The following is a 22366-nucleotide window of genomic DNA, read 5'->3' on the forward strand; positions in this document are numbered from 1 at the left end:
AGCACGAATCGCGCTACCCTGCACCTCCATGGCGGCAGAAGCCCCTGGATCAGTGACGGAACTCCGCACCAGTGGATTGCCCCTGCTACGGACCAGGACCCGAATTACCCTCAGGGCGTAAGTGTCGAAAACGTTCCTGACATGCCGGCTCCGGGTGTCGGCGAGCAGACCTTTTTTTGGACCAACCAGCAGAGCTCCCGCATGATGTTCTACCATGATCATGCCTGGGGCATCACCCGCCTTAATGTGTACGCAGGTGAGGCAGCAGGATACCTGATAACAGACGATGTTGAGCAGGGCCTCGTCGGTAGTGGAATCATCCCCTCGGATATGATCCCGCTCGTGATTATGGACAAGACCTTTGTTAATGCGGATCCGTTAAGCCCTACCTATATCGGGTTAACTGACCCCACCTGGAACTGGGGACCTGGGACAGCTGCCCCGGCTGATCAGGGTGTCGTTACGTTTATTAATGTTACCAATGGCGGATCCGGTTATACGGCCGTACCCACCGTCGATATTACAGAGCCTGGAAAAACCGGCGCAACTGCCAAGGCAGCCTTATCAACAGTGGTTTCGGCTGTTGCAATAGTAGACCCTGTGGGTACCCCTGCGAACAAGGGCTTAGGTTATGTCTCACCTATAGTCATCATTGACCCTCCACTAAGCGGCATCGGCGCAACTGCGGATGCCACAATAGATGGCACAGGAGCTATTACCGGCATCGTAGTAACAAATGGAGGCTCAGGGTATGACCCGGGTACCCCGCCCCTGGTCACCATTTTTGATCTCAATAATGATAACTATACTCCAGCTGTTGCCACGGCCACAGTCGTATCCACCGTTTCCTCCATATCGGTTTTATCCGGAGGCTCAGGGTACGTCAATCCAACGGTTACTATTACGCCTGCAGGCGGCGACACCACCGGAGGTGGTGCCCAGGCATCGGCAACAGTAACTGACATCAAGCCATTACAAACCGGCGATCTCTGGTGGCCTCATGTGTATATGCCTGCGCAGAACCCTTATGACGTAAGCGGTATCGCACCTATGGGCAGATGGGCCTACGGCCCCTATTTCTATCCTGCCACCAATAATCCGTTTCAGCCGATACCGAACCCGTATTACAGCCCTCTCTGCGACCCTGCAGATGACGCCACTCCGGGAAGCTTTGGCGGTTTCTGTCAGGCGCCTGAAATTCCGTCTACGCCTAACCCCTCATGGGGAGCAGAGGCGTTCATGGATACTCCGCTCGTAAACGGCACTGCATACCCGTATGTTGACGTTGACCCAAAGGCATATCGTCTGCGCATTCTGAATGCTGCGCATGACCGGTTCATGGCCCTCTCGCTCTTTACGGCAGTCGATAAGACCGGCTATACCAATCCGACACCAGCACCGTTTGACTTTACCGGCGCGGCAACCGATCTTACTGAAGTCGCCATGATCGATGCCTCTGCTTCAGGCCTTGCTGCTGATGGGACCTGCCCCGGTACCTGGCCTGCAGACGGTCGCGCAGGTGGTGTGCCGGCCTGCAGCACCAAAGGCCCTGACTGGATCATGATCGGCAACGAAGGCGGCTTCCTGCCGATGCCGGTGGTGATCCCTCCGCAACCGATAACATGGAACATGAACCCCAGTATGTTCAACGTGGGCAACGTCAATGGCGGCTCGCTGATCCTCGGCCCTGCTGAGAGGGCAGACGTCATCGTCGACTTCTCTGCTTACAGAGGCAAGACACTGATCTTATACAATGACGGCTCAGCTCCATGGCCTGCGCTTAATCCTCAGTACGACTTTTATACCGGCAACCCTGACGGAACTGCATCAGGCAGCGCTCCCTCAACCGCTCCCGGCAAAGGCCCCAACACAAGGACCATCATGCAGTTTAGGGTCGCTGATATAGCTCCTGCTGCAACCTATGATACTGCGCCTTTGATCACTGCCTTTACCTCGACCTATGTCCCTGGACCTACGCCAAGCGGCACAAAGGGCGTATTCCAGCAAGCGCAGGACCCGATCATCGTAGCACAGGGTAATATGAACCCCACAGGTGACCCGGTTTTGTATGAGGCATTTTTGGGTTCACAGGACTATAGTGCCTATAATAAGGCCTATAACAAGACCTTCCCGGCCACGTATCCAAACTGGGGAATAGTCCCAAAGATCAATGATAAGATCATCAGTTTCAAGACCCTTACCGATTCTAATGGTACCGTGGCCCCAACAACGCAGAGCATCGCAATGAAGAACAAGTCAATCCATGATGAAATGGGCGCGACTTTTGATGACTATGGCCGCATGCGCGCTGCCCTCGGTCTCGAAAAATCCGGTGGAGGCGGACTTCAGGTGAATTTCGTTGTGCAGACTTACAGCTCTCCGGCCACAGAGAACCTGACAGCCAACGGAGTTCAGGTCTGGAAGATCACCCATAACGGTGTGGATACGCATCCGATCCATTTCCATCTCTTTGACGTACAGGTCTTAAACAGAATCGGCTGGGACGGCTTTGTCCGCCTGCCTGACCCGACCGAGCTGGGATGGAAAGAAACGGTCAGGATCAGCCCGCTTGAAGACACCATCGTTGCCATTAAGCCGATAGCGCCGACTCTTCCGTTTGGAGTGCCATCAAGCTTTCGGCCACTGAACCCGGCAACGGAAATTGGCTCCACGACAGAGATAACACAGATCGACCCGGTAACCGGCAATGCTTATGCAACGCCACTTACCAACTCCTGGGCTAATTTCAAGTGGGAATATGTCTGGCATTGCCATATCCTCAGTCATGAAGAAAACGACATGATGAGGGCAATGTCATTGCATGTAGTCGAGGCAGTACCCGCAGCACCGACGTGGGGATCGGCTGTGATAGTAGCAGGCCCTCCTTATCATGTTGATCTTACTTGGAATGACAAATCAGCTACCGAATATCTGTTCCGTTTAGATCGTTCAGTGGACGGTGGAGCATTTACCAAACTCGTAGATGTGCCGGCCAATACTACTACCTATTCGGATTTGACTGCAACTAATCTCCACATATACAGATACACGGTAACAGCTGTGGGTGCTCAAGGCTCAGCAACGTCAGGAATAATCACGGCATCACCTCCACCGCCTGGGGCGTCAACACTCACATCGCCTGTAGCGGGTGCTACTATTGCTACCACAACGCCATCCTATACATGGACAGTGGGAGCATCAGAGGGGGCTACCCAATATCGACTCTATATTGCACGGCAGGGTGCAGGAGTTATTCCAGGTGGTGATCAGACATTTAATGCAGCAGCTATCTGCACAGGAACAACAGCTGTGGATACCTGCACAGTGAACACACCACCAATGCCGACTTTGACGAATAATACGACATATACCTGGAATGTTCAGGGGAGTAATGTGGGGGGTGCTGGCCTGTGGGCTGGAGCGAGATTATTCACCGTAACAACAGCGACAGTTCCTGGTGTTCCGACACTCACGTCACCTGTAGCGGGGGCAGTTATCGCTTCTACTACCCCGTCTTATACCTGGACAGTGGGAGCATCTGCAGGGGCAACCCAGTATCGGATCTATCTTACACAGTCGGGAGGGGGCGTCATTCCTGGTGGTGACCAGACGTTTAACGCTGCTGCCATCTGCACAGGAACAACGGCAGGGGATACCTGCACAGTGAACACACCGCCAATGCCAACATTGACGAATAATACGACTTACAGTTGGAACGTGCGAGGTATTAATGCAGCTGGTAATGGTGCATGGGCAGGCTCCAGATCGTTCACCGTAACAACAGCGACTGTGCCTGGGGTGCCTACTCCCACACCGCCTATTGGTGGGATAATCGTAGGCTCCACGACGCCGTCCTATACATGGACAGTGGGAGCATCTGCAGGGGCAACCCAGTATCGGATCTATCTTACGCGGCAGGGGGCTGGCGGAGTGCCAGGCGGCGATCGGACGTTTAATGCTGCAGCCATCTGCACAGGAACAACAGCAGTGGATACCTGCACAGTGAATACACCGCCAATGCCGACCTTGACAGGCAATACCACTTATTTCTGGAATCTTCGTGGCATAAATGCAGCAGGTTCAGGCGCTTGGGCGGGCGCTCAACAGTTTAAAACACCATAAGTTATATGGTCTAATCAGTCCGGGGAGCGGATCACACGCTCCCCGGATCCCTTCTCCTGTTGGACACGTCACACGTTATAAATATTAATACCTCCCTCCATTGCGGCATTGAGTTTTTGGACATGCCTGTATGACAACATCAGGTGTCTACTTTTTAGGGAAGCTTACGCTACTGCCTTCAGCAGAACGCAAAAGAGGTCGTAAAAAAGGGACTATGAGGCGAGGAGGATAGCGACAAGCCTCTGAGCAGTTCTTCCATCCCAGAGCGCAGGAATGCAACCGGTCTTTCGCAGACCCTTCTTAAAGTCAGCATACGCATTGAGGATCCCCTGCTGAGTTATTCCCACAAGAAGATTGGAGCCTTCCCCGATAGTGATCGGTCTTTCCGTATTCTCGCGTATCGTGAAGCAGGGGATGCCAAGCGCAGTCGTCTCTTCCTGAAGACCGCCGCTGTCAGTAAGGACAAGGGCAGCATCTTTCCATACAGCAAGGAAGTCGAGGTAAGACTGGGGCGGCATCGTCTTTATATTTGAACGGTCAATGATATGCATAAGCCCGCATGCCTCGACATGCTTCTGGGTTCTCGGATGGATCGGAAATATGATCGGCATATCCTGCGAGATCTCCGCAAGGGCATTCAGTATTCCGGTTAATGTTTCCGGGAAATCAACATTCGACGGCCTGTGCAAGGTACATACAGCATAGGGTTTAGAGACTGTCAGCCTGCCAGTTTTAGAGCCTGTCAACTTATTCAAGCAGTAATGCAATGTATCTATCATGATATTGCCGACGTGATGTACATGGCCGGCAGCCTTTCCCTCTTTTTTAAGATTTTCCAGCCCGCTCGGTTCAGAAACAAAGAGAAGATCGGATATCGAATCTGTCACGATCCTGTTGATCTCCTCTGGCATGGTCATGTCTCCGCTTCTCAGTCCGGCTTCGACGTGTGCCACTTTTATGTTCAACTTCTTTGCTGTTATGGAACAGGCCAGTGTGGAGTTCACGTCGCCGACAACCACTACAAGATCAGGAGTTTCGCTCTGACATACCTTTTCAAATTCGACCATGATTTTTGCGGTCTGTTCAGCATGAGAGCCTGATCCCACATTCAAAAAATAGTCTGGCTCAGGAATGTCAAAGTCCTCAAGGAAGACCCTGGACATCTCATAGTCATAATGCTGCCCGGTATGCACGAGCCTCCAGCTAACATTGCCTGACGGCTTCCTAGCTTGCTGGCTTGATAGCTTATTTAGTTCATGGATCAGCGGTGCGATCTTCATAAAGTTTGGACGGGCGCCCGCAACAAGGAGTAGTTTCATTTTTTTGCAAAGACCATATCCTTTAAAAAAATAAAACCGTATTTCAATATATTTAGGGCCTTGCTCTTGTCATAAATGCTTCTGTACAACCATTCCAGCCCTACCTTTTGAATTGCCTTTGGCGTTCTCTGCTTTACTCCGGCCCAAACATCTATTGCTCCTCCAATGGTCAAACAGAAGCCAACGTTCAGATCCTTTTGATAACGGTGAATAAAATATTCCTTCTGCGGCATTCCCAAGCCTAAAAAAAGAATGTCAGGTCGGGCCTGGTTAATTTGTTTAACGATTTGAGGTGTTTCCTCTGCCTTAAAATATCCATGTCTGGTGCCTACTATCTGAAGACCGGCAAAACGCATTTGAAAATTGTCGACTGCTTTTTTAAGATTCATGGGTGATGCACCGAAAACAAACAATCTCCAGCCTTCAGCTTTAGAACGTGTCATAAGGGCTTCTGCGAGGTCTATCCCTGTCACTCTCTGAACACTATCATATCCCAATCGTCTGCTAAGCCAAACAATAGGAACACCATCTGCGATTATCAGGTCTGAAGAATTTACTGCATCCCGAAGTTGAGGGTCTTTCTTTGCAAACACATACTTGGTCAGATTTAGGGGAATACAGCGAGACTTTTTCCCTTGGATAATACGTTCTTCGATATAGGCAAGCATCTCGTCTATATTCCCTGAACTGATCTTCAGGTGGACTAATGGATGCCGGTCAATCATTTTTCAACAAGGATATTTTCAAGCTGCAGCACGTCAAGATCTGATCTCAAAAAAGTGCTGATCGCATCGGAAGGCGTACACACAATAGGTTCACCATGCAGATTGAAGGACGTGTTCAATACCCCTCCTACTCCTGTGAGCTTTTCAAACTCGGAAACGAGCTCGTGAAACGAAGGGTGATTTACAGGATCAAGTATCTGGGCCCGTGCCGACTTATCAAAGGGATGGAGTCCCGCCGCTATGGCATCCCATGCAGCCTCTTTTGTGTCGGAAGCAATGGTCATGAACGGGCACTTGTAGTCAGCACGGAGTTCAAGATATATCTCGCGGTATTCCTGAAGAATCGCAGGAGCAAAAGGCATCCAGAAGTCCCTCATTTTGATGGCTTTGTTTATCCGGTGAATAATATTCGGATTTTGTGGATCGGCAATTATAGATCTGTTGCCCAAGGCTCTTGCGCCCCATTCCATTTTTCCAGTGAATCTGCCGACGATCTTCTTGTCCGCAACTTTTTGAGCAACAACGCTATTGATATTCTTATGCTCGCTGATCTTCATGCCTGAAGATGCAAGATGTGTATCTATGGCGGCTCTGATATCATTATCGCTGTATGACATACCCCAATAGATCATGCCAAGCGGCTTTATAGTATCTTCAGGAAACCCTGCTTTTAGAGCTGCCAGAATTGCTGCTCCCACCGGGTTAGACTCATCACCGCAACTCGGAAAGACGAACAAAGACTTCACTTCAGGCAGTTTTGAAATAAGATAATTTACCTTTACATTCATGAAGCCGCCTCCGGAAAGGGCAAGGTCGCCACAGCCCGTAGCCTTTATGGCATTTCTGATCCACTGTAGCACGATCTCCTCAAAGAAATCCTGCACTCCACCAGCCACCCAGTCAAATCTCTTTTCTGCAAGGGTATCCCTGAATTCCTTCATGAACTGCCACTTCCATAAACCCGAAGTATTATGAAAAACCAAAGGATTTTTCTCTGTGATCCTAAAATATCGTCGGAAGATCTCAAGGATCTCTTTTCGTCTGCTCTCGGATGCATATGGTGCCATGCCCATAACCTTGTATTCATGAGACATCGGCTTCATTCCCAAAAATTGGGTTATTCGCGTATAAAATTCACAGATGGAGTTATAGTTGAACACCTCTGCAATTCTTGTCAGTTCCCCGTTTGTTCCAATATTTACAGTCCCGCAGACAGCATCCCCGGAGCCATCAAGGGTTATCACAAGATTCTTATCCTTCTTATACCAGTTCATGTAGTAGGCTGTAGCTGCATGCGAGAGATGATGTTCAAAGAAAAAGATATTCTGAGTCCTAATTCCAAGCTCTGCAATGTGTGCAAGCATCAGTTCCTTTCTCCGGCGGATAATTGATCCACTGAGACTATGGATGAGCTTGATGTTGCCTGATCCCTGCAACAGATTGCCGGGGCATACCTTTGCTGCATACGAAAAAAGTTTTTTGTAGCCTTGGGGGTTGAAATAATGCTCGGAGCCAATCTGGGGCATGAGGGAGCAGACCCCAACTGCATCGATGTCATTATAGCCCTTACCCGCAGTTTCAAGACATTTCCTTATGGCAGCTGCAGGAAAGCCTGTCCATTCCTTTTCCCTGTTTAGTCTTTCCTCGGATATGCAGGCAACGATTTCGCCGTCTTCAAGCAAACAGGCTGTTGCGGTATGCCCATCATGAATACCAAGCGTCAACATTTTATCTTTCTCTCATATAATACTCAGTTAGTGCATGGAAAGCCCATGCCTGGCCCCATCGCATATAGGGTAATTTGTTCGTATAATTAGGCTTCTTCTGGAAATAAAAAAAACCACTCTCATCCTGAAGATTGTTTGTCATCCATTGCACTATCTTACCGGTCAGACTTTGATATTCTGCACCCAATCGGGAGAAAAAGGCTATGGCCTGTGCAGGCGAATGAATATCTATGGGATATAGCTTATCATGAAAATACTTAGGCGCGCCGTCATCAAGAAAAAACTGGTTGCGATAGAACTCCACCCCTTTTTCAAAATTAGTGCGGTATTCCGGGCAAAGGCCCTCATCAAGAAAATACAGAATGCTCTGGAGATTAAAACCGGTATGAAATGAATCAATCCAATGGGCTCTCTCTTTTTCGGCATAATACCAAGAACCGTCTTCTCTTTGATGGTGAATACTGTAGTGCAGGCTCGAGAGCGCTGCATCCTTCATGCTGCTGTCAGCCGTATACTTCATCAACCTCGCGAGCAGTGAAGAGCCAAGCAAATTCGCATTATGGACGTAATAATGATCGAAAGGGGTGTAGCTGAAACAGAGCATGTCGCCATATACTTCCCTGTTGAGGTCTCTTGTAATGAAGTCCTTAATTGAAAGGGCCATTGATAAGGCCTTTTCTTTTCCGGTGTATTGATAGGCATCAAGCAGGGCATGACCGATGAAAGAGGAATTGACTATGGTCGGTGTATATTTCGGAACGAAGAAGGCCCTCGACTGCCAGTCGAAATTATATCCCCAGCAGCTGCCTGCATAGCCCTGACTTTTTGTCTGTTCGAGCAATCCAAGAATATGTTCTATCTGCCGCAAATATTCCGTCTTCTTCTCGACTGCATAGAGCTTTGCATACCCCCAGAGGAACAACCCGAGACCCTTGGGATTATATCCCTTTTTAATCAGCAGCAGTGGCCGCAGGTTTATCGGGAGCTTTTTCAACGCCTGGATAAAGGCAATTCTGGGATACTTGCTGCCAAAAGATAATGCCCTGAGGATCGGCGAGTTGAGTGCATCATAAGGATCGTAGCCGGAGAATTTCTCAGCTTCGATGTAATTTCTTAACTTATGAAGTGAATGTTCGATATTCATGTTTACCATTTTTGCGACGATGTCTGGGAAACGGTGAAGCGCGTCACCCTCTCATCCTATTTTGATTGCCTTTCCCATTCTCAGCGATTCGAGCACCTTAAATGTGGCCAGTGTAGCAGCATAGATCTCTTCAAAAGGAATGGGAGCTGCTGTCCCTTTTCTAATCGAGTCAATAAAGGTCCTTACCATCTCCTTCTGTCCCTTATCCTGGCTGAGGAGGTTTTTGGTGTATGGTTTCCCGGAGCCGAAGACCTGGAGCTCTTTGAAATCTTTCAGTATAACTGTCGTGCCAGCCCGGTAAATCTCGATATATTCCTTGAACAAAGACTTTGGACCGTTTGCAAAATACGCAACAGTCCCTATCGATCCATTCTCAAAGGAGATATTGATATTCAACGTGTCCTGTTTATTTCCGGGATCAGGCAATGCAGTTGCAAAGACAGTGACCGGCAGAGAGCCGTTCATATAGATCAGGAAATCAATAAAGTGGCATACCTCGCCGACGATCCGGCCGCCGCCAATCTTCATATCCTGTATCCATGAGTCGGCAGGGATATGTCCGGCATTTATACGGTATATCATGGACATGGGACCTATGCCTGTCTTTTCTTTCATAACTTGCGTCAAGGGAGAGAATCGGCGATTAAAACCAACCAACAGCAAAGGGAATGAAGAATGAGGAATGAAGAATGAGGAATTTGATTTATCAATTCCTGATAATGATGTTCCTTCGTCATCCTGCTTTCCGCATTTTACATTAGCTTCTGCAATCGTATTTCTGCATTCTGCAATCTCTTCTAATTCGGATTCCCTTAGGCATAAAGGTTTTTCAACGAAAATGTGTTTGCCGGCAGACAGCGCTTTCTTTACGTAATCAGCGTGGCTGTCATGACGTGTGGCGATAAATACAGTATTGATCCCGGCGTTGCCGAGAATGTCAGTTTCAGATGAGGCGCAGAATTCAAAGCCGTATTTGTCCGCAACAGTTCTTGAACTGGTACCAGATGAGGTCATAACCCCTTTCAGCAGGATATCCTTTCCCTTCGGGATATTGGGGAGAAGATTACCCGTGGCATAACTGCCTGCACCGATAAAGGCAATGTTGACTGTTGACTGTTGAAAGTTGAAGGTTGAGGGGTTAATGGCATTCTGACCCCTGAATTCTGAATTCTGAATTCTGAAAATTGGTTTGTTCTCAATTTTCTTATCAACTTCATATTCGATCAGGATACCGAGGAATGGCTCGCCTTTCCCCATGATCAGGTTGTACGCAGAGAGTGCATCATCGAGCTTGAATATATGTGTTGTCAGATAATCCATATCCAGTTTCCCGCTTTGGGCAAGTGCCTGAAAAGCCTTCATGTTCCTGTTTTCGGTCCATCTCACATAGCCTGCAGGATAGTCGATCCCTTTTTCCTCGTAATTCAGATCGTATCGCCCTGGTCCGTATGAGCAGGACATTTTGAGTTCAAGCTCTTTCTTGTAGTAGTGCGGATCCCGGTCAAAACCCGTTGCCACGTCACCGACAATGACCACCTTTCCTTTTTTCTTCGCTAAACGGCCCGCAAGATTTATAGGGTCAGTGCTGTCGGTCGCTGCGGTGATGATCGCGGCATCTGCTCCAATGCCATCTGTAAATTCATCTATCTTCTCGGCAAGCCCGGCATCTTTGCGCTCAAAACAGAGATCTGTGCAATGCTTTTGCGCAAGCTCGGCCATGAGGGGGTCAATGTCTATCCCGATAACTCTTATGCCGGAGGCTCTTAGCATGAGGCAGGTCAGATGCCCTATAAGGCCGAGGCCGATAACAACGCAGGTTTCCCCGAGCTTCAGGTCTGCCTGGCGGATGCCCTGAAGAGCGATCGCCCCCAGTGTGTTATATGCAGCCCGTTTCAGAACCGTTTGCACAAGATCGGAACCATTCTGTATTTTGACTTCCGAGTTCTGAATTGCCGAGAGTTTAACGCACAGGTTTCGCGGAACAGCTACCACCTCCGCATGACTTGCATATCCTCCCCCGGCGCAGGCAACAAGATCGCCGGCAGCAAACCCCTGAACTTCCGATCCGACTTCAATAACCACTCCGGCAGAACTGTACCCCAGCGGCGAGTACGCATCAAGCTTCTTCATCACAGCCCGGTATGCCTGAACCGGCCCCTGCTGCATCACAACGTCGATCACCTGCTTCACCTGCTGTGGCCGTTCCTTTGCCTTGCCGATAAGACTCTTCCGTGCAGCACTGACCGTGCTTCCCTCTGTGCCTGCGCTGATCAGGGAAAAATGGTTCATTACAAGGAGCATGCCTTTTCCCACCACAGGGATTGGTACCTCCAGCACCTGCATCTTTCCATCTTTAAGTTTTTGGGTTAATTGTTTCATGACAATATCAAAAAACGGTTACGGACAGTGGGGTCAGGGTAAAGGGGAGCGTAAACCACATTGCTACAGTTAGCCAAAGAATAGCAGAAATTTCACGCAGCAGAAAGTTCTCTCACATGCGTAATATCCCTGTTTCCTACCGATCGCACAGAGGAGGAAGGCAATGTCACGACTGCAACAGTCCCCCCGTCGAGCGTCATAAATTCAACTTCGAATGCTTCACCGTCACGGTATATATGAACAACAGTACCAACATCACCCGTCTTCAACCCTTCATCAGGCATGTCTTTCAGTAAAACAATACGGTCATGCTCCCTTATCATAATCTCCTCCTACACTGGATAAGCAGTTATTAATCGCGGCTCTGAAGAGCCTTCTTCAATTATCCAGACTGTCCTTATCGAAGGCTTAACGCCAGCTGGCGTCTCAACGGGTCCGTCTACGCAATACCGCATTCCATATTCAGTCCTCACTGTTTTTACGACAGGATGAGTCATCCCATGTTTTCTTAACATTTCAGCCATTACTTCCCACTGATTTACTGCAAAGCCGAGTTTCATGAAAAAAGCTGCCTTTGTCCGACCGTCAGGATGAGATTCACATAAAAGATATTCAATAATCTTTTTGCGATCAACCCTCGCACTCCCAGCATTCGGTACCATGACTGCTTCCATTATATTATAAAATGTCCAAAATAGCCTAATCGATAAGACTCTTCCGTGCAGCACTGACCGTGCTTCCCTCTGTGCCTGCGCTGATCAGGGAAAAATGGTTCATTACAAGGAGCATGCCTTTTCCCACCACAGGGATTGGTATCTCCAGAACCTGCATCTTTCCATCTTTAAGTTTTTGGGTTAATTGTTTCATCTCTTTTTAGCCCATACAAACTGATAGAAGCCGATAAATTGAGCGAGATAGCGCTCGACAATAGGATATTTCCCGCCAGTGAATGGAAAGTGGGCTTTCTTCATATTTGTCACGATGAAGCCTGCTTTTTCCAGCATATCGACTATCTCTTGTCGATGGTAGATATTGGCGATTTTGCAATTCGGTCCATCCGTGCAGTGATGGTACCATCCGTTCCATGAAAAATACGAGGGTCCTTCTCTTCTGAAATTGGAAATATGCCCGGTCCAGGGCTCTGAAGTCCGGAGACTTATGCTGGTCTTGAGAAGTGCCAATAAGAACCGGAGCCTGAAATAAAACTGTATGCGGCCCCAATAATTAAAAGAGTCCTTTGAATATAACATCAGGACAATTTCCCCTTCTGACCTTGTTACGCGGAAGATCTCGCTCAGGGCCTTCATGATATCGGTTGTATGATGGATAACGCCGTGAGAGTATACTAAGTCAAAGGAGTTATCAGCAAACGGCAATGCCTCCGCATTTCCCTTCAGAATCGATCCTTTTAAATCCAATATTTCAAAATGACGTTTTGTTGCTTCGACAGATTCCGTGGTCAGATCAACGCCGGTATAAGACATTGCATATGCTGCCCATCGCGATGCATCTGCACCAACACCAAGACCTATTTCGAGCAGGTCCTTCCCTGCTGCGGATCTCCAGTTGATAAGCCAGTCCAGATGGTGTTCTTTCCCGTATCTGAATCGGCGGTATTGCTCAAAAAACTCCGCGCTCGGGTATTTCGCAGTAATAAAATGCCGCCCGCAGAGGTTTTGGTTCCAGAAGTCTTCTACCTGTTTTAAGTTATCCATTGTATCGTAATGACCAATTAATACTGGATAGAAGAATTATCGTGAGAAATGGATTATTCACCGACAATGTCACGGATAACCTTTGCCGGATTTCCGGCAACGATCACATTCGGCGGCACGTCTTTTGTCACCACCGGGATTGGTATCTCCAGAACCTGCATCTCGCCGTTCTTAAGTTTTTGCGTAAGTTGTTTCATTCCATCACCATGCGGTAAGCATTATTTATAGTATGTGACCTATTTCTTAATCGCTCTAAAGTCAACGTGCAGAGCACGAGGAGCATGCCGCTCACCACAATACTTATCCCATAATAGGCATATCCTGGAATATCAAATCTTCTTATGAACATGTACACTATTCTGATAATCAACATCTGTAGGATATATCCAAAAAGAGTATATCGTCCCAGAAGTCTTATAAAATGGTTCAAACTGCCGGGAATAAGTTTGAAAAAAAAGACAAACAGGAGAAACCAGAGCAGCGCATCAATGCTATAGGCAATCCATAGTTTGCCGATATATTTCATTATATAATGAATATCATTATAAAGTAATTGATATAGGCCAAATATGATTACTACCGGGATACCCCTGGTATTTTCGAGCATGCTCCAAATATCCTCAAATCTTCCCTGAATGGTCATCATTCCAATAACCATGCCAAACAGGCCAAGCCCTACTACCATTGTCACTCCTTTGGCGGGCCCCACAATAAGCATACCCATGGTTAATCCAAGCAGGAGCCATACGTTAACCCGTCCAAGGAGCATTGATGCTGCCAGAAGCAAAAGGCCGATATAATACAGGATCTCAAAGGATACAAGGCTGCCATTTACGCTGATCACCAGATTGCGCATTAGTCCTCCAGGCGATGCGATGGCCTTGATCAGCGCATCTAATCGGTGGCCTACTCCAAGTGAATACAGAATGAAATTAAGTCCTATCACCAGGCCGATGATCTTGAAGCCCCTTTTCCTCAATCTCTGCCTTACCTTGCCGGGCTCTTTCTCTACTTTCGGAAGATAGTGCCAGCCGCAGAGGAAACCGCTGATGATCAAAAATGCAAAGTGGATAAAGGCGATCCGCTTCGGTATCCACTGAATGGCTTGCCAATAATGCGAGCCCTCAGCTACCGAAGCAGAGTGATACAGCAGCATGACCACAACCAGCATGCCTTTTACCACATCGAGATCGGCATTTCGACTAAACGGCTGCTGAAGAGTTGAATTCATTGGAGGTCTCCCGCTATTTCAGTACCCGCTGAGACATTGTGCGACTTATGCATGAGTGCTTCAAAAAACCCAACATTGTTGCTGATCACCGATCGATAAAGGTCTGGTGCCAGACTTCAAGCCAAAGAAGCTGCCAGAGCTGATTTGCGTTATATTCGAAACCATCCAGATGCCGGTCGATCAATTTCTTCACAAAAGGATACCTGAAATATCCCCGACGCTTAATCGTCTCCTCCGAAAGAAGATCCAGCATCATTTCTTTTGCCTGATCCTTTAACCAGGCGCCGACCGGCGCTCCGAAGCCTGCCTTCTTTCTCCAGACGATCTCCTTCGGCAGATACTTGTCGGCAATCTTCTTGAGTAGATACTTTCGCTCCAGCCGTCTGAGCTTCATCGTGGACGGCATTGCAGCTGCCTTCTCAATAAGCAGGTGATCAAGAAAGGGGACCCGCACTTCGACCGAAGCCGCACTGCTCATTTTGTCCGTGTAGAGCAGATTGAGGTTAGGCAGAAAGGTCTTAAGATCGATGTTCATCATAGACTGAACTGGATTGGTCTTGCCGTATTCATCATAGACATTCCTATGACCTGAAAAGATATCCGCCCATTTAAAATCATTGTTCAGAAGTTGTTGCATTTCACCCTCGGAGTAATATGACAGATATCCGAAATAGCGATCGAGAAAAGGCATATTTGCATTCTTAATAAATTTCTTGGCATTTCTGATAAAAGGGCTCGATCCTCCGGCTGCCCTTCGGACCCACCATTCAATAGCTGTCGTCCTGAGAAACCCAGGAATATGCTTGTACCAATCGGCAATCTGATTGGCAAGATATCTCGGATACCCTCCGAAAACCTCATCTCCGCCGACTCCGGAGAGCATGACCGTACACCGCTCTTTTGCGGCCTTGCAGATAAGATACGTGGTAATAGCCGCAGAATCAGCAACCGGCTCATCCATATGCCAGACAAGTTTGGACAGTAGGTCTACAACATCTGTTGAAAGGATCAGCTCATTGTACGCAACATTTAGATGCTTTGCAGCAATGCGTGCATGCTCAAGGTCGGAAAGAATAACATCCTTAGCCATATCTTCCGGTCGAAAGCCGGTAGTATATGTTGTCACCGGCTGATCCGATACTTGGTTCATATACGCGATGATCAGCGAGGAATCAACACCGCCCGACAGAAATGCGCCGAGCGGCACATCGCTGATCATCTGCTCCTTTACGGTGCGGCGCAGTTCTTTGTCGATCAGATCCATCCACTGTTTTTCTGATCTGGTGCTGTCGCAGGAGGTGAGGTCCGGGTTCCAGTAGCGCTTTTTGACCAGGCCCTGCTGAGAAACTTGCAGGGTATGGCCGGGTTCAAGCATGGAGATATTTTCGAACAGGGTGTCAGGCGCAGGCACCCAGAGAAAGCTCATGTACCGCGGCAGCATGGAGGTCCTGACCGAGGCTGTTACGCCTGGAAATTTCAGCAGCGTCTTGATCTCCGATCCAAAGACAAAATACCCGTCCTGCATTACGTAATAAAAAGGCTTGACGCCGACATGGTCACGTGCCGCAAAAAGGAGATTCTTTTCCGGATCATGGATGGCAAAGGAGAAGATCCCACGGAGCTTATTCACCACTTCTTCGCCCCAGGTCTCATACCCGGCAACGATCACTTCCGTATCGGAATTAGACCTGAAGACCACCCCTTTTCCCGACAGTTCGCGCCGAAGTTCCTGATAGTTGTAGATCTCGCCGTTGAAGACGATGACGGACTTCTGGCGGGGGGAATACATGGGCTGCTGGCCGTGAACTATGTCGATTATTGCAAGTCGTCTGAATGCCATGCCGCACGAGCCGGCGACATATTCCCCGTGATCGTCAGGCCCCCGATGGGCCAACAGATCGCCCATGCTTCTCAGGAGAGGAAGGGCTTCTGCAATACTGCGGTGTTCCGGATTAAAATAGCCTGCTATCCCGCACATCTGTCTGATAAAACGGCATTAAACGCATGCGATAGGCGCTCTACCATCTTTCCCTCGGTAAAATTCTCCTCGTAGAGTCTTCTGCTCTCTCTGCCCATCTTCAATCGCAACTCTTCATTCTGTATCAATAACAATATCTTCGCAGCGATTTGTGCAGGGCTTTGCGTGTCAACGATAAACCCATTCAGACCGTCAATGACAGACTCGGTTATAGCCCCCTGGTCAGTCGAAATTATCGGAAGCACTGCGGCCATTGCTTCGATGATCACCCAAGGATGGCCTTCTGGTTCGCGGGGAGGGAAGATAAATATGTCTGCCTCACGAAAAAAAGACCATTTCTCGGCGCCTGTTGCGATGCCGTGAAAGATTACCGGGAGATCATTACGCTGCACGAGCTCAAGGATATTCTCCTTAATTCCATCAGAGAACCAGTCGCCAACCACATGCAGTTCATATCCTGCAATACCAGATTGCTCCCTAATCCTGACTGCAGCCTCCATTACATCTTCAATGCCCTTTGATGCCTGAAGATTCGCCAGATAGAGAAGTCTGACCCTGCCTGAGATCTTCTTCACGCCAGGATTAACAGGGAAGTCCGCGCCATTCGGCACAACAAAGATTCTCTCATTGGGAAAGTGGTTTGCGAAGAGACTACGCAGTTTTTCGCCGAGGACAATAACTCCCTGCGCACGCTTGAGGATAAAGGATACGTAAGCTTGCATAATCCCCGAGGTTGAGTTGAGCCAGTGCCTGAAGTTACCGCCTCTGAGCTGGAGAAGCGTTCTGCTGCCCAGCATCCAACTTATAAGGATAAAGACAGAATCTTTAAGGAATCCAATTTTTGTCTGGCTGATCGGAACCATAATCAATGATGGGCTATATTTTATAATTTGAAGGGTGAGCTTTATATATAATTTCAAATTATCCAAAATGCGGCTTGGAGTCCATCTACCCAAGGTGGATAGTGTTTCATGTGTATTAGTATTAAGATTTATCAGGGTGAAATACTCATTCATTTGAGATTTCATTAGAATCTCAGTGGCAATTGAAGGGCCCATATATGGAGGTGGAAGTGGGCCTAAAAGTAACACCTTGGGCTTAGACTTAGTCATAAAATTGATAATGATTCAGCACAACTGATAAGAGCATGGGCTACCTGTAGGGATAATTATACGGAGGAATTCTTTCGCGTATAGCTGCTTTCGGTCGGCTCAATAAAGTCTCCATATTCAGCGCTCCGCCAACGATCATGTAGATTATCCACTGAAATGATGTATAAGTAACAGTGCTTGCGGATATCCCTATTAAGAGCAGTGCTATTAAAGAAACCAGAACCATGGTCTTTTGTCGTTGGGGTAATTTCAGGGCCAATAGTCTTCTGATAAGCAGGGCATGAAAAAGAAGATAGAATAATAGCCCCAGCCAACCTATCTGCAACAAAAGAAAAAAGTAACTTGAATGGGCATTGGAGCTCACTCCGCTGCCGAAGAGTTGCTGGAGGAAACTGCCTTCATTGAATTTGAACCAGATGTCCTGCCAGACACTTATCCTGCCTGTCAACATTGTCCTGTATTCCTTTTCAGTTAGCAGCTCCATTAAATCAACCTTCTGCTGGAACTCGGTGGTAGTCTTATTGATTGCTTTATCAAGATAAGGAAGTGACAAGAATATTATTACTACAATAATTGGAAAAAGCTTCACTGCGGTTTTGAGGTTTCTTATAAAAAAAACCAACAGGATCAATATAGATACACCGATAATCGATCTGGTGCCTCCTGCTAAAACAACGAGAATATTCAGGGGCAAATAAAGCAGATGCACAAGCCGATATCTCTTATTAACATTCCCTGAATAAATAAGATATGAGTTGCTGACTAAGGATGCAATACTGACCATTCCAGCTGTGGCGGCATCGTAATAGAACCCTGCCGCTCGATATTCCCTTACAGAATCTCTCGTAAAATTCATAATGAGGACCCCTGCATGGCTTGCACCTCTTTGTACACATGCTGCAAATATGGGTATGAGGGTAGAGACAAATATAATCTGAAACAGCGTGACAAGACTCTCTTCGTCTCTCAGGAACTGCCGGCCAATCATCAACCCGAAAAAGAGGCCTGACTGCCGGACAATGAAATTAACACTGAAGGTGTCTTCATTAAGAGCCATTGCAGCTGTAACCCAAAGAAGATATGAAAAAGAGGCCAGCATTGGCAATTTCATGCTTCCCTTCCGTATCAGAATGCCTGGAACAAGCAAAATAATAACGGGTATTACAGAAAGCTCAAGAAGTCTGAACGGCATATCAATCATATCCAATCCTACATACCATAGAGCGTCAAATGTGAATTTTGTGCCAAAAATCAGAAAGACAGTCTTTCGTGAATTTGTCAGTGCAAGAAAAGAAAACAGCAGTAAGATCATGGCTCCGCCGATAAAGGCCGAAAGCTCTGAATATTTTCCAATGATAATAAGACACAGTATTATAACGTTAAAAGCCAGTACCTGCCTGACAACATTGCCCGCCTTAGAATTGGAGAGAAATTGTCTACCTAAATCAAGTTCATGCGCCAATATATTAGCCATGTTATTGTCTCCGGCTGTCTTCGAAGATGGCATGTCTACTCATGTCTGCCCACATCTTCAAAAACAGTCGATAAGCGCATTCGAATGCTGCATTGCGGATATCATTATGCTTCATTATGATTGAAGCCAATCGCATTCATTTAATTCAGCAGTTCGACTCGTGAACATAGACATATATGCGCACACCTACTTAACTTATCTCCGTATATACCACAAATATATGCTCGTCATTAAGCATGTCCAGTTGCCAGACAACATATGCCATGAAGGGGCTCTGGATACCAAAATATACCACGATGCATCATCTATCCCGTTCCATCCTTCAATAAATTTGAAACGACCGAAATTTAGGTTATCAAGTTTCTGCTTCTGTTTACAGATCCCCTGATCCTGATCTATCTATTTGCAACATAGCTAATGGCTGAGACGAATCCTCGCGCCGCTTCGAAGAGAGAAGCCTTTTCACAGGCCCACTTACAAGCGGTTTCTCCAATTTGATGTGCCTCCTCAGGATTGTCCATAATCCAGTTTATTTTCTTCGCTATTTTTTCCGTTTCAGCAAAATCTACGGCAAATCCAGTCACGCCATCATCTATTAAATCGTAAGTTGCTCCAGCATTCACCGAGGATAGACAAGGTAATCCGGCAGCCATTGCTTCTACCAGTACAAGCCCCCAGATATCAAAATCCGTCTGAAACAAAAAACAATCAGCACAGGCCAACAGTGCAGGCATATCAGCTTTTTGCTTGTGCCCGTGAAAGATAACAAATTTCGCCAAATTATTGTCAATAACATATTTCTCAAGTCGAAGTCTTTCTTCTCCATCGCCAACAATATCCAGCAAAAAGTCATCTCTTGATATCGCCAAAGCCTTAACGACATCCAAAACTTTAACAACATTTTTTCTTGGAGAAAGCTCCCCTATATAAATTAAACGTTTTTTTCTCGTAACTGTTGCGCGAAGCTTTCTCAATTTCACAGTCTCTTCCTTGAAATATTCCGTATCTACAGTATTTATTGAGATCCATATCCGATTAGGGTCAGCACCCGATGATAACAGGTAGTCTCTAGCATTTGTGCCGTAAGCAATAAAAGCTGATGCCCGTTTAATCATGCAAATCCTTTGTATTATTCTCCACCACGGAATTGCCTCTCCCTTTTGTTTTACTGCGCCGGACCAAATGATATAATTAGTCTTTATCCGTAGCGACCTCAGCCAAAGCTTCACTGTAGCAAGAGAAAAACCGTTTGTTATTATCACCGACGGTCTTAAGTTATCTATGATACTGCCAAGACCCGCATACGTAAAGCTCACTTTTTCACGATCACTACACTTTATCTTCTTGGAGTGTATTACCACATAATCAAAAGCGCATTCGGACATATCGAATTGCCATTTGCGCCTGTCGTATCCCCTGGCTCCGAAGACAACTTTTAGCGCAAATCTCTGCGCCCTCAACTGTCTACTAAGTTCATTAAAGAGCGGAATGCGGTAAGGTGTGGGGATATTTGTAATAAGAAGGACCGTCTGCAAGGAAATCACAAGATCCACCGCCTAAACCACGACATAAGAAAATAAATATTCCACAACATGAATACACCATCTCGTCGGCCGTATCTCAGTGCATTGACCTCGGCAAGAAGTCGGCCCTTGTCGAATAAGCCGGTTGACCTACAGAAGCTTCCGACATTCTCGTCGATGTAATCGGCCATTATTTCGCCCCCCCATTCTCGTAACGGGACACAAAAGCCCTGTTTTTTTCGGTAAAGAATCTCTTTGGGAAGAAAAGGTTCCAGCGCCCGTTTCAATATATACTTGGGCTCGCCCCCCCTGATCTTCAATTCCCCTGGAATCGACAGTGCAAGGTTCACAAAATGATGATCTAGCATTGGTGTGCGGATTTCTACTGAATGTGCCATACCCATCCTGTCTGCTCTATACAGATAATGATTCGGCAAAATGTCTTTAACTCCGAGAAAGCACATCCAGTCAACATAGCTCTCCTTTCTACCAGCTTTCGGCACGGCCTCATAAAGATCATGAAATGTTCTTATAAGATTGTGAGAATTATGACTGCTTAATCGTGCAGCATATTCTGTTGATAGAAAATGTCGTTTAGCTCCCTCCTTGAATCCTCCTGCCCCTCCCCAAAAGAACTCATGGCCACACATCGCTCTGTTTAATATCTCATATATTGGCGAACTTTCCCGAAATAGCTTTTTCATGTATCGGAAAAGTGAGGGTCGAAAGGGCACTTTTGAAGCAAAACGATAAAGAGGATACAAATGTAGATATCTGAGCCAACTTCGGTATCCACAAAAAAGCTCGTCACCTCCGTCGCCGGTCATAACCACGCGTGTGCCATCCTTCCTCGCTGCCTCAGATATAAAATACAATGGAATGGAGGTAGCATCAGACAATGGCTCGTCATAAATATCAACTATTTTCGGAAGAAACTCGGTGATCTCCTCCTGAGACACGATTTTCTCATAGTGATCGGTCTTGAAGAGCATAGAGATCTCTCTCGCATGATGCAGTTCATTGTAAGCAGGGGCATCTTTAAAGCCTACGGAGTACGTCCGAATGCTGGCCGCAGGGGAAACGCGACGCATCATAGCAACGACGGCGCTCGAATCAACGCCCCCGCTGAGAAAGGCCCCGACCGGGACGTCGCTTACCATCCAGTCTTTGACTGCTCGTTCTAACTCGTCAGCGAGCCTGCGGCTTATTTCCAATTCGCTTAGCAAAGCATAATCCTTGTATTCAACTTCCCAGTATGGCTCATGTCTCTTGATACCTCTATTGTTCACAGTCATCATGTAGCCGGGATGAAGCTTCATAATCCCCTTGAACATCGTCAGGGGTGATGCGACTTTATTAAAAGTCAAAAAATAATATAAAGCCTCTTCATCAAGCGCAGCTCTTACCCAGGGAAGCGTCAAGAGTGCTTTGATTTCAGATGAAAAAGCAAAAATACCCTCAAAAACACAGTAATAGAAGGGCTTTATGCCGAGCCTGTCGCGTGCAATAAAAAGCTCTGCATCCCTGCTGTCATAAATTGCAAAAGCGAACATTCCATTTAAAAGGTCCAGGCAATTTCGACCAAATTTATGGTACAGATGTAAAAGCACCTCGGTATCGGATTTTGTCTCGAATTCATATTCTTGCAAGTATAATTCTCTGATTTCTTTGTAGTTATATATTTCGCCATTAAAAACAATGGCTATTTTGCCATCTTTGCTCAACATGGGCTGATGGCCAGACTCAAGATCGATAATACTCAGCCTTCGCATTGCAAGACCGACATCATCTTGAATAAAATAACCCTCGTCGTCAGGCCCCCGGTGAACAAGATGACTGTTCATCTCATTCAGCCTTGCCCTGATATCTATAGGTCTATGACTTACAATCCCGCAAATTCCGCACATATCTAAGACC

General features: G+C 47.1%; 16 protein-coding genes and 1 pseudogene. 1 reads left to right on the top strand and 16 read right to left on the bottom strand.

The features are described from left to right. Positions 1-330: 330 nt before the first annotated feature. Positions 331-4122 carry a multicopper oxidase domain-containing protein gene (locus tag HZB31_09885; GenBank protein MBI5848239.1) on the top strand — a complete coding sequence of 1264 codons (3792 nt, stop codon included), beginning with the start codon at positions 331-333 and terminating at the stop codon, positions 4120-4122. Between the two features lie 212 nt (positions 4123-4334). Here the strand turns inward: HZB31_09885 and wecB are convergent, their stop codons facing one another. The 16 genes and pseudogenes from wecB to asnB (HZB31_09965) form a co-directional block, all read right to left on the bottom strand. Continuing rightward, complete coding sequence (gene wecB, locus HZB31_09890; GenBank protein MBI5848240.1) at positions 4335-5441, bottom strand: UDP-N-acetylglucosamine 2-epimerase (non-hydrolyzing); 1107 nt, start codon at positions 5439-5441, stop codon at positions 4335-4337. Then, positions 5438-6109, bottom strand: coding sequence for a WecB/TagA/CpsF family glycosyltransferase (locus HZB31_09895; GenBank protein MBI5848241.1), 672 nt, complete (start codon positions 6107-6109; stop codon positions 5438-5440). The genes wecB and HZB31_09895 overlap by 4 nt, the downstream gene beginning before the upstream one ends. A gap of 53 nt (positions 6110-6162) precedes the next feature. Then, positions 6163-7893 carry a hypothetical protein gene (locus HZB31_09900; protein ID MBI5848242.1) on the bottom strand — a complete coding sequence of 577 codons (1731 nt, stop codon included), beginning with the start codon at positions 7891-7893 and terminating at the stop codon, positions 6163-6165. A gap of 1 nt (position 7894) precedes the next feature. Then, positions 7895-9037: a glycoside hydrolase family 127 protein gene (locus tag HZB31_09905; GenBank protein ID MBI5848243.1), complete on the bottom strand. Its 1143-nt coding sequence runs from the start codon at positions 9035-9037 to the stop codon at positions 7895-7897. 51 nt (positions 9038-9088) lie between these two features. After that, positions 9089-11416, bottom strand: coding sequence for a bi-domain-containing oxidoreductase (locus HZB31_09910; GenBank protein MBI5848244.1), 2328 nt, complete (start codon positions 11414-11416; stop codon positions 9089-9091). A 92-nt stretch (positions 11417-11508) separates the two neighbouring features. Next, positions 11509-11739: a DUF4926 domain-containing protein gene (locus HZB31_09915; protein ID MBI5848245.1), complete on the bottom strand. Its 231-nt coding sequence runs from the start codon at positions 11737-11739 to the stop codon at positions 11509-11511. A gap of 9 nt (positions 11740-11748) precedes the next feature. Beyond that, positions 11749-12090, bottom strand: a complete 342-nt coding sequence (locus HZB31_09920) for a hypothetical protein (GenBank protein ID MBI5848246.1) — start codon at positions 12088-12090, stop codon at positions 11749-11751. 25 nt (positions 12091-12115) lie between these two features. Then, positions 12116-12283: a hypothetical protein gene (locus HZB31_09925; GenBank protein MBI5848247.1), complete on the bottom strand. Its 168-nt coding sequence runs from the start codon at positions 12281-12283 to the stop codon at positions 12116-12118. Then, positions 12280-13131, bottom strand: coding sequence for a class I SAM-dependent methyltransferase (locus HZB31_09930; protein MBI5848248.1), 852 nt, complete (start codon positions 13129-13131; stop codon positions 12280-12282). The genes HZB31_09925 and HZB31_09930 overlap by 4 nt, the downstream gene beginning before the upstream one ends. A gap of 53 nt (positions 13132-13184) precedes the next feature. Continuing rightward, a pseudogene (locus HZB31_09935) lies at positions 13185-13265 on the bottom strand (sugar O-acetyltransferase). Between the two features lie 59 nt (positions 13266-13324). Next, positions 13325-14362 (bottom strand): hypothetical protein, encoded by a 1038-nt coding sequence (locus tag HZB31_09940; GenBank protein ID MBI5848249.1) that lies wholly within the window; start codon positions 14360-14362, stop codon positions 13325-13327. An 85-nt stretch (positions 14363-14447) separates the two neighbouring features. After that, positions 14448-16340 (bottom strand): asparagine synthase (glutamine-hydrolyzing), encoded by a 1893-nt coding sequence (gene asnB, locus HZB31_09945; protein ID MBI5848250.1) that lies wholly within the window; start codon positions 16338-16340, stop codon positions 14448-14450. Beyond that, positions 16328-17203: a glycosyltransferase family 4 protein gene (locus tag HZB31_09950; GenBank protein ID MBI5848251.1), complete on the bottom strand. Its 876-nt coding sequence runs from the start codon at positions 17201-17203 to the stop codon at positions 16328-16330. Before HZB31_09950 ends, asnB (HZB31_09945) begins: the two co-directional genes overlap by 13 nt. 289 nt (positions 17204-17492) lie before the next feature. Then, on the bottom strand, positions 17493-18959 hold the full coding sequence (locus tag HZB31_09955; GenBank protein ID MBI5848252.1) for an O-antigen ligase family protein: 1467 nt from the start codon (positions 18957-18959) through the stop codon (positions 17493-17495). A gap of 362 nt (positions 18960-19321) precedes the next feature. Continuing rightward, on the bottom strand, positions 19322-20041 hold the full coding sequence (locus HZB31_09960; protein MBI5848253.1) for a glycosyltransferase family 4 protein: 720 nt from the start codon (positions 20039-20041) through the stop codon (positions 19322-19324). 425 nt (positions 20042-20466) lie between these two features. After that, complete coding sequence (asnB, locus tag HZB31_09965) at positions 20467-22356, bottom strand: asparagine synthase (glutamine-hydrolyzing) (GenBank protein ID MBI5848254.1); 1890 nt, start codon at positions 22354-22356, stop codon at positions 20467-20469. Between the last annotated feature and the right edge of the window lie 10 nt (positions 22357-22366).

Source organism: Nitrospirota bacterium (assembly GCA_016235245.1).
GTDB lineage: Bacteria > Nitrospirota > Thermodesulfovibrionia > Thermodesulfovibrionales > UBA6898 > UBA6898.

What these genes read in the sequence shown, in the direction of transcription:
- HZB31_09885 (MBI5848239.1), top strand. Translation starts at nt 331, where the DNA reads ATGATCCCGCTCGTGATTATGGACAAGACCTTTGTTAATGCGGATCCG.
- wecB (MBI5848240.1), bottom strand. Translation starts at nt 5,441, where the DNA reads ATGAAACTACTCCTTGTTGCGGGCGCCCGTCCAAACTTTATGAAGATC.
- HZB31_09895 (MBI5848241.1), bottom strand. Translation starts at nt 6,109, where the DNA reads ATGCTTGCCTATATCGAAGAACGTATTATCCAAGGGAAAAAGTCTCGC.
- HZB31_09900 (MBI5848242.1), bottom strand. Translation starts at nt 7,893, where the DNA reads ATGTTGACGCTTGGTATTCATGATGGGCATACCGCAACAGCCTGTTTG.
- HZB31_09905 (MBI5848243.1), bottom strand. Translation starts at nt 9,037, where the DNA reads ATGAATATCGAACATTCACTTCATAAGTTAAGAAATTACATCGAAGCT.
- HZB31_09910 (MBI5848244.1), bottom strand. Translation starts at nt 11,416, where the DNA reads ATGAAACAATTAACCCAAAAACTTAAAGATGGAAAGATGCAGGTGCTG.
- HZB31_09915 (MBI5848245.1), bottom strand. Translation starts at nt 11,739, where the DNA reads ATGATAAGGGAGCATGACCGTATTGTTTTACTGAAAGACATGCCTGAT.
- HZB31_09920 (MBI5848246.1), bottom strand. Translation starts at nt 12,090, where the DNA reads ATGGAAGCAGTCATGGTACCGAATGCTGGGAGTGCGAGGGTTGATCGC.
- HZB31_09925 (MBI5848247.1), bottom strand. Translation starts at nt 12,283, where the DNA reads ATGAAACAATTAACCCAAAAACTTAAAGATGGAAAGATGCAGGTTCTG.
- HZB31_09930 (MBI5848248.1), bottom strand. Translation starts at nt 13,131, where the DNA reads ATGGATAACTTAAAACAGGTAGAAGACTTCTGGAACCAAAACCTCTGC.
- HZB31_09940 (MBI5848249.1), bottom strand. Translation starts at nt 14,362, where the DNA reads ATGAATTCAACTCTTCAGCAGCCGTTTAGTCGAAATGCCGATCTCGAT.
- asnB (MBI5848250.1), bottom strand. Translation starts at nt 16,340, where the DNA reads ATGTGCGGGATAGCAGGCTATTTTAATCCGGAACACCGCAGTATTGCA.
- HZB31_09950 (MBI5848251.1), bottom strand. Translation starts at nt 17,203, where the DNA reads ATGGTTCCGATCAGCCAGACAAAAATTGGATTCCTTAAAGATTCTGTC.
- HZB31_09955 (MBI5848252.1), bottom strand. Translation starts at nt 18,959, where the DNA reads ATGCCATCTTCGAAGACAGCCGGAGACAATAACATGGCTAATATATTG.
- HZB31_09960 (MBI5848253.1), bottom strand. Translation starts at nt 20,041, where the DNA reads ATGATTAAACGGGCATCAGCTTTTATTGCTTACGGCACAAATGCTAGA.
- asnB (MBI5848254.1), bottom strand. Translation starts at nt 22,356, where the DNA reads ATGTGCGGAATTTGCGGGATTGTAAGTCATAGACCTATAGATATCAGG.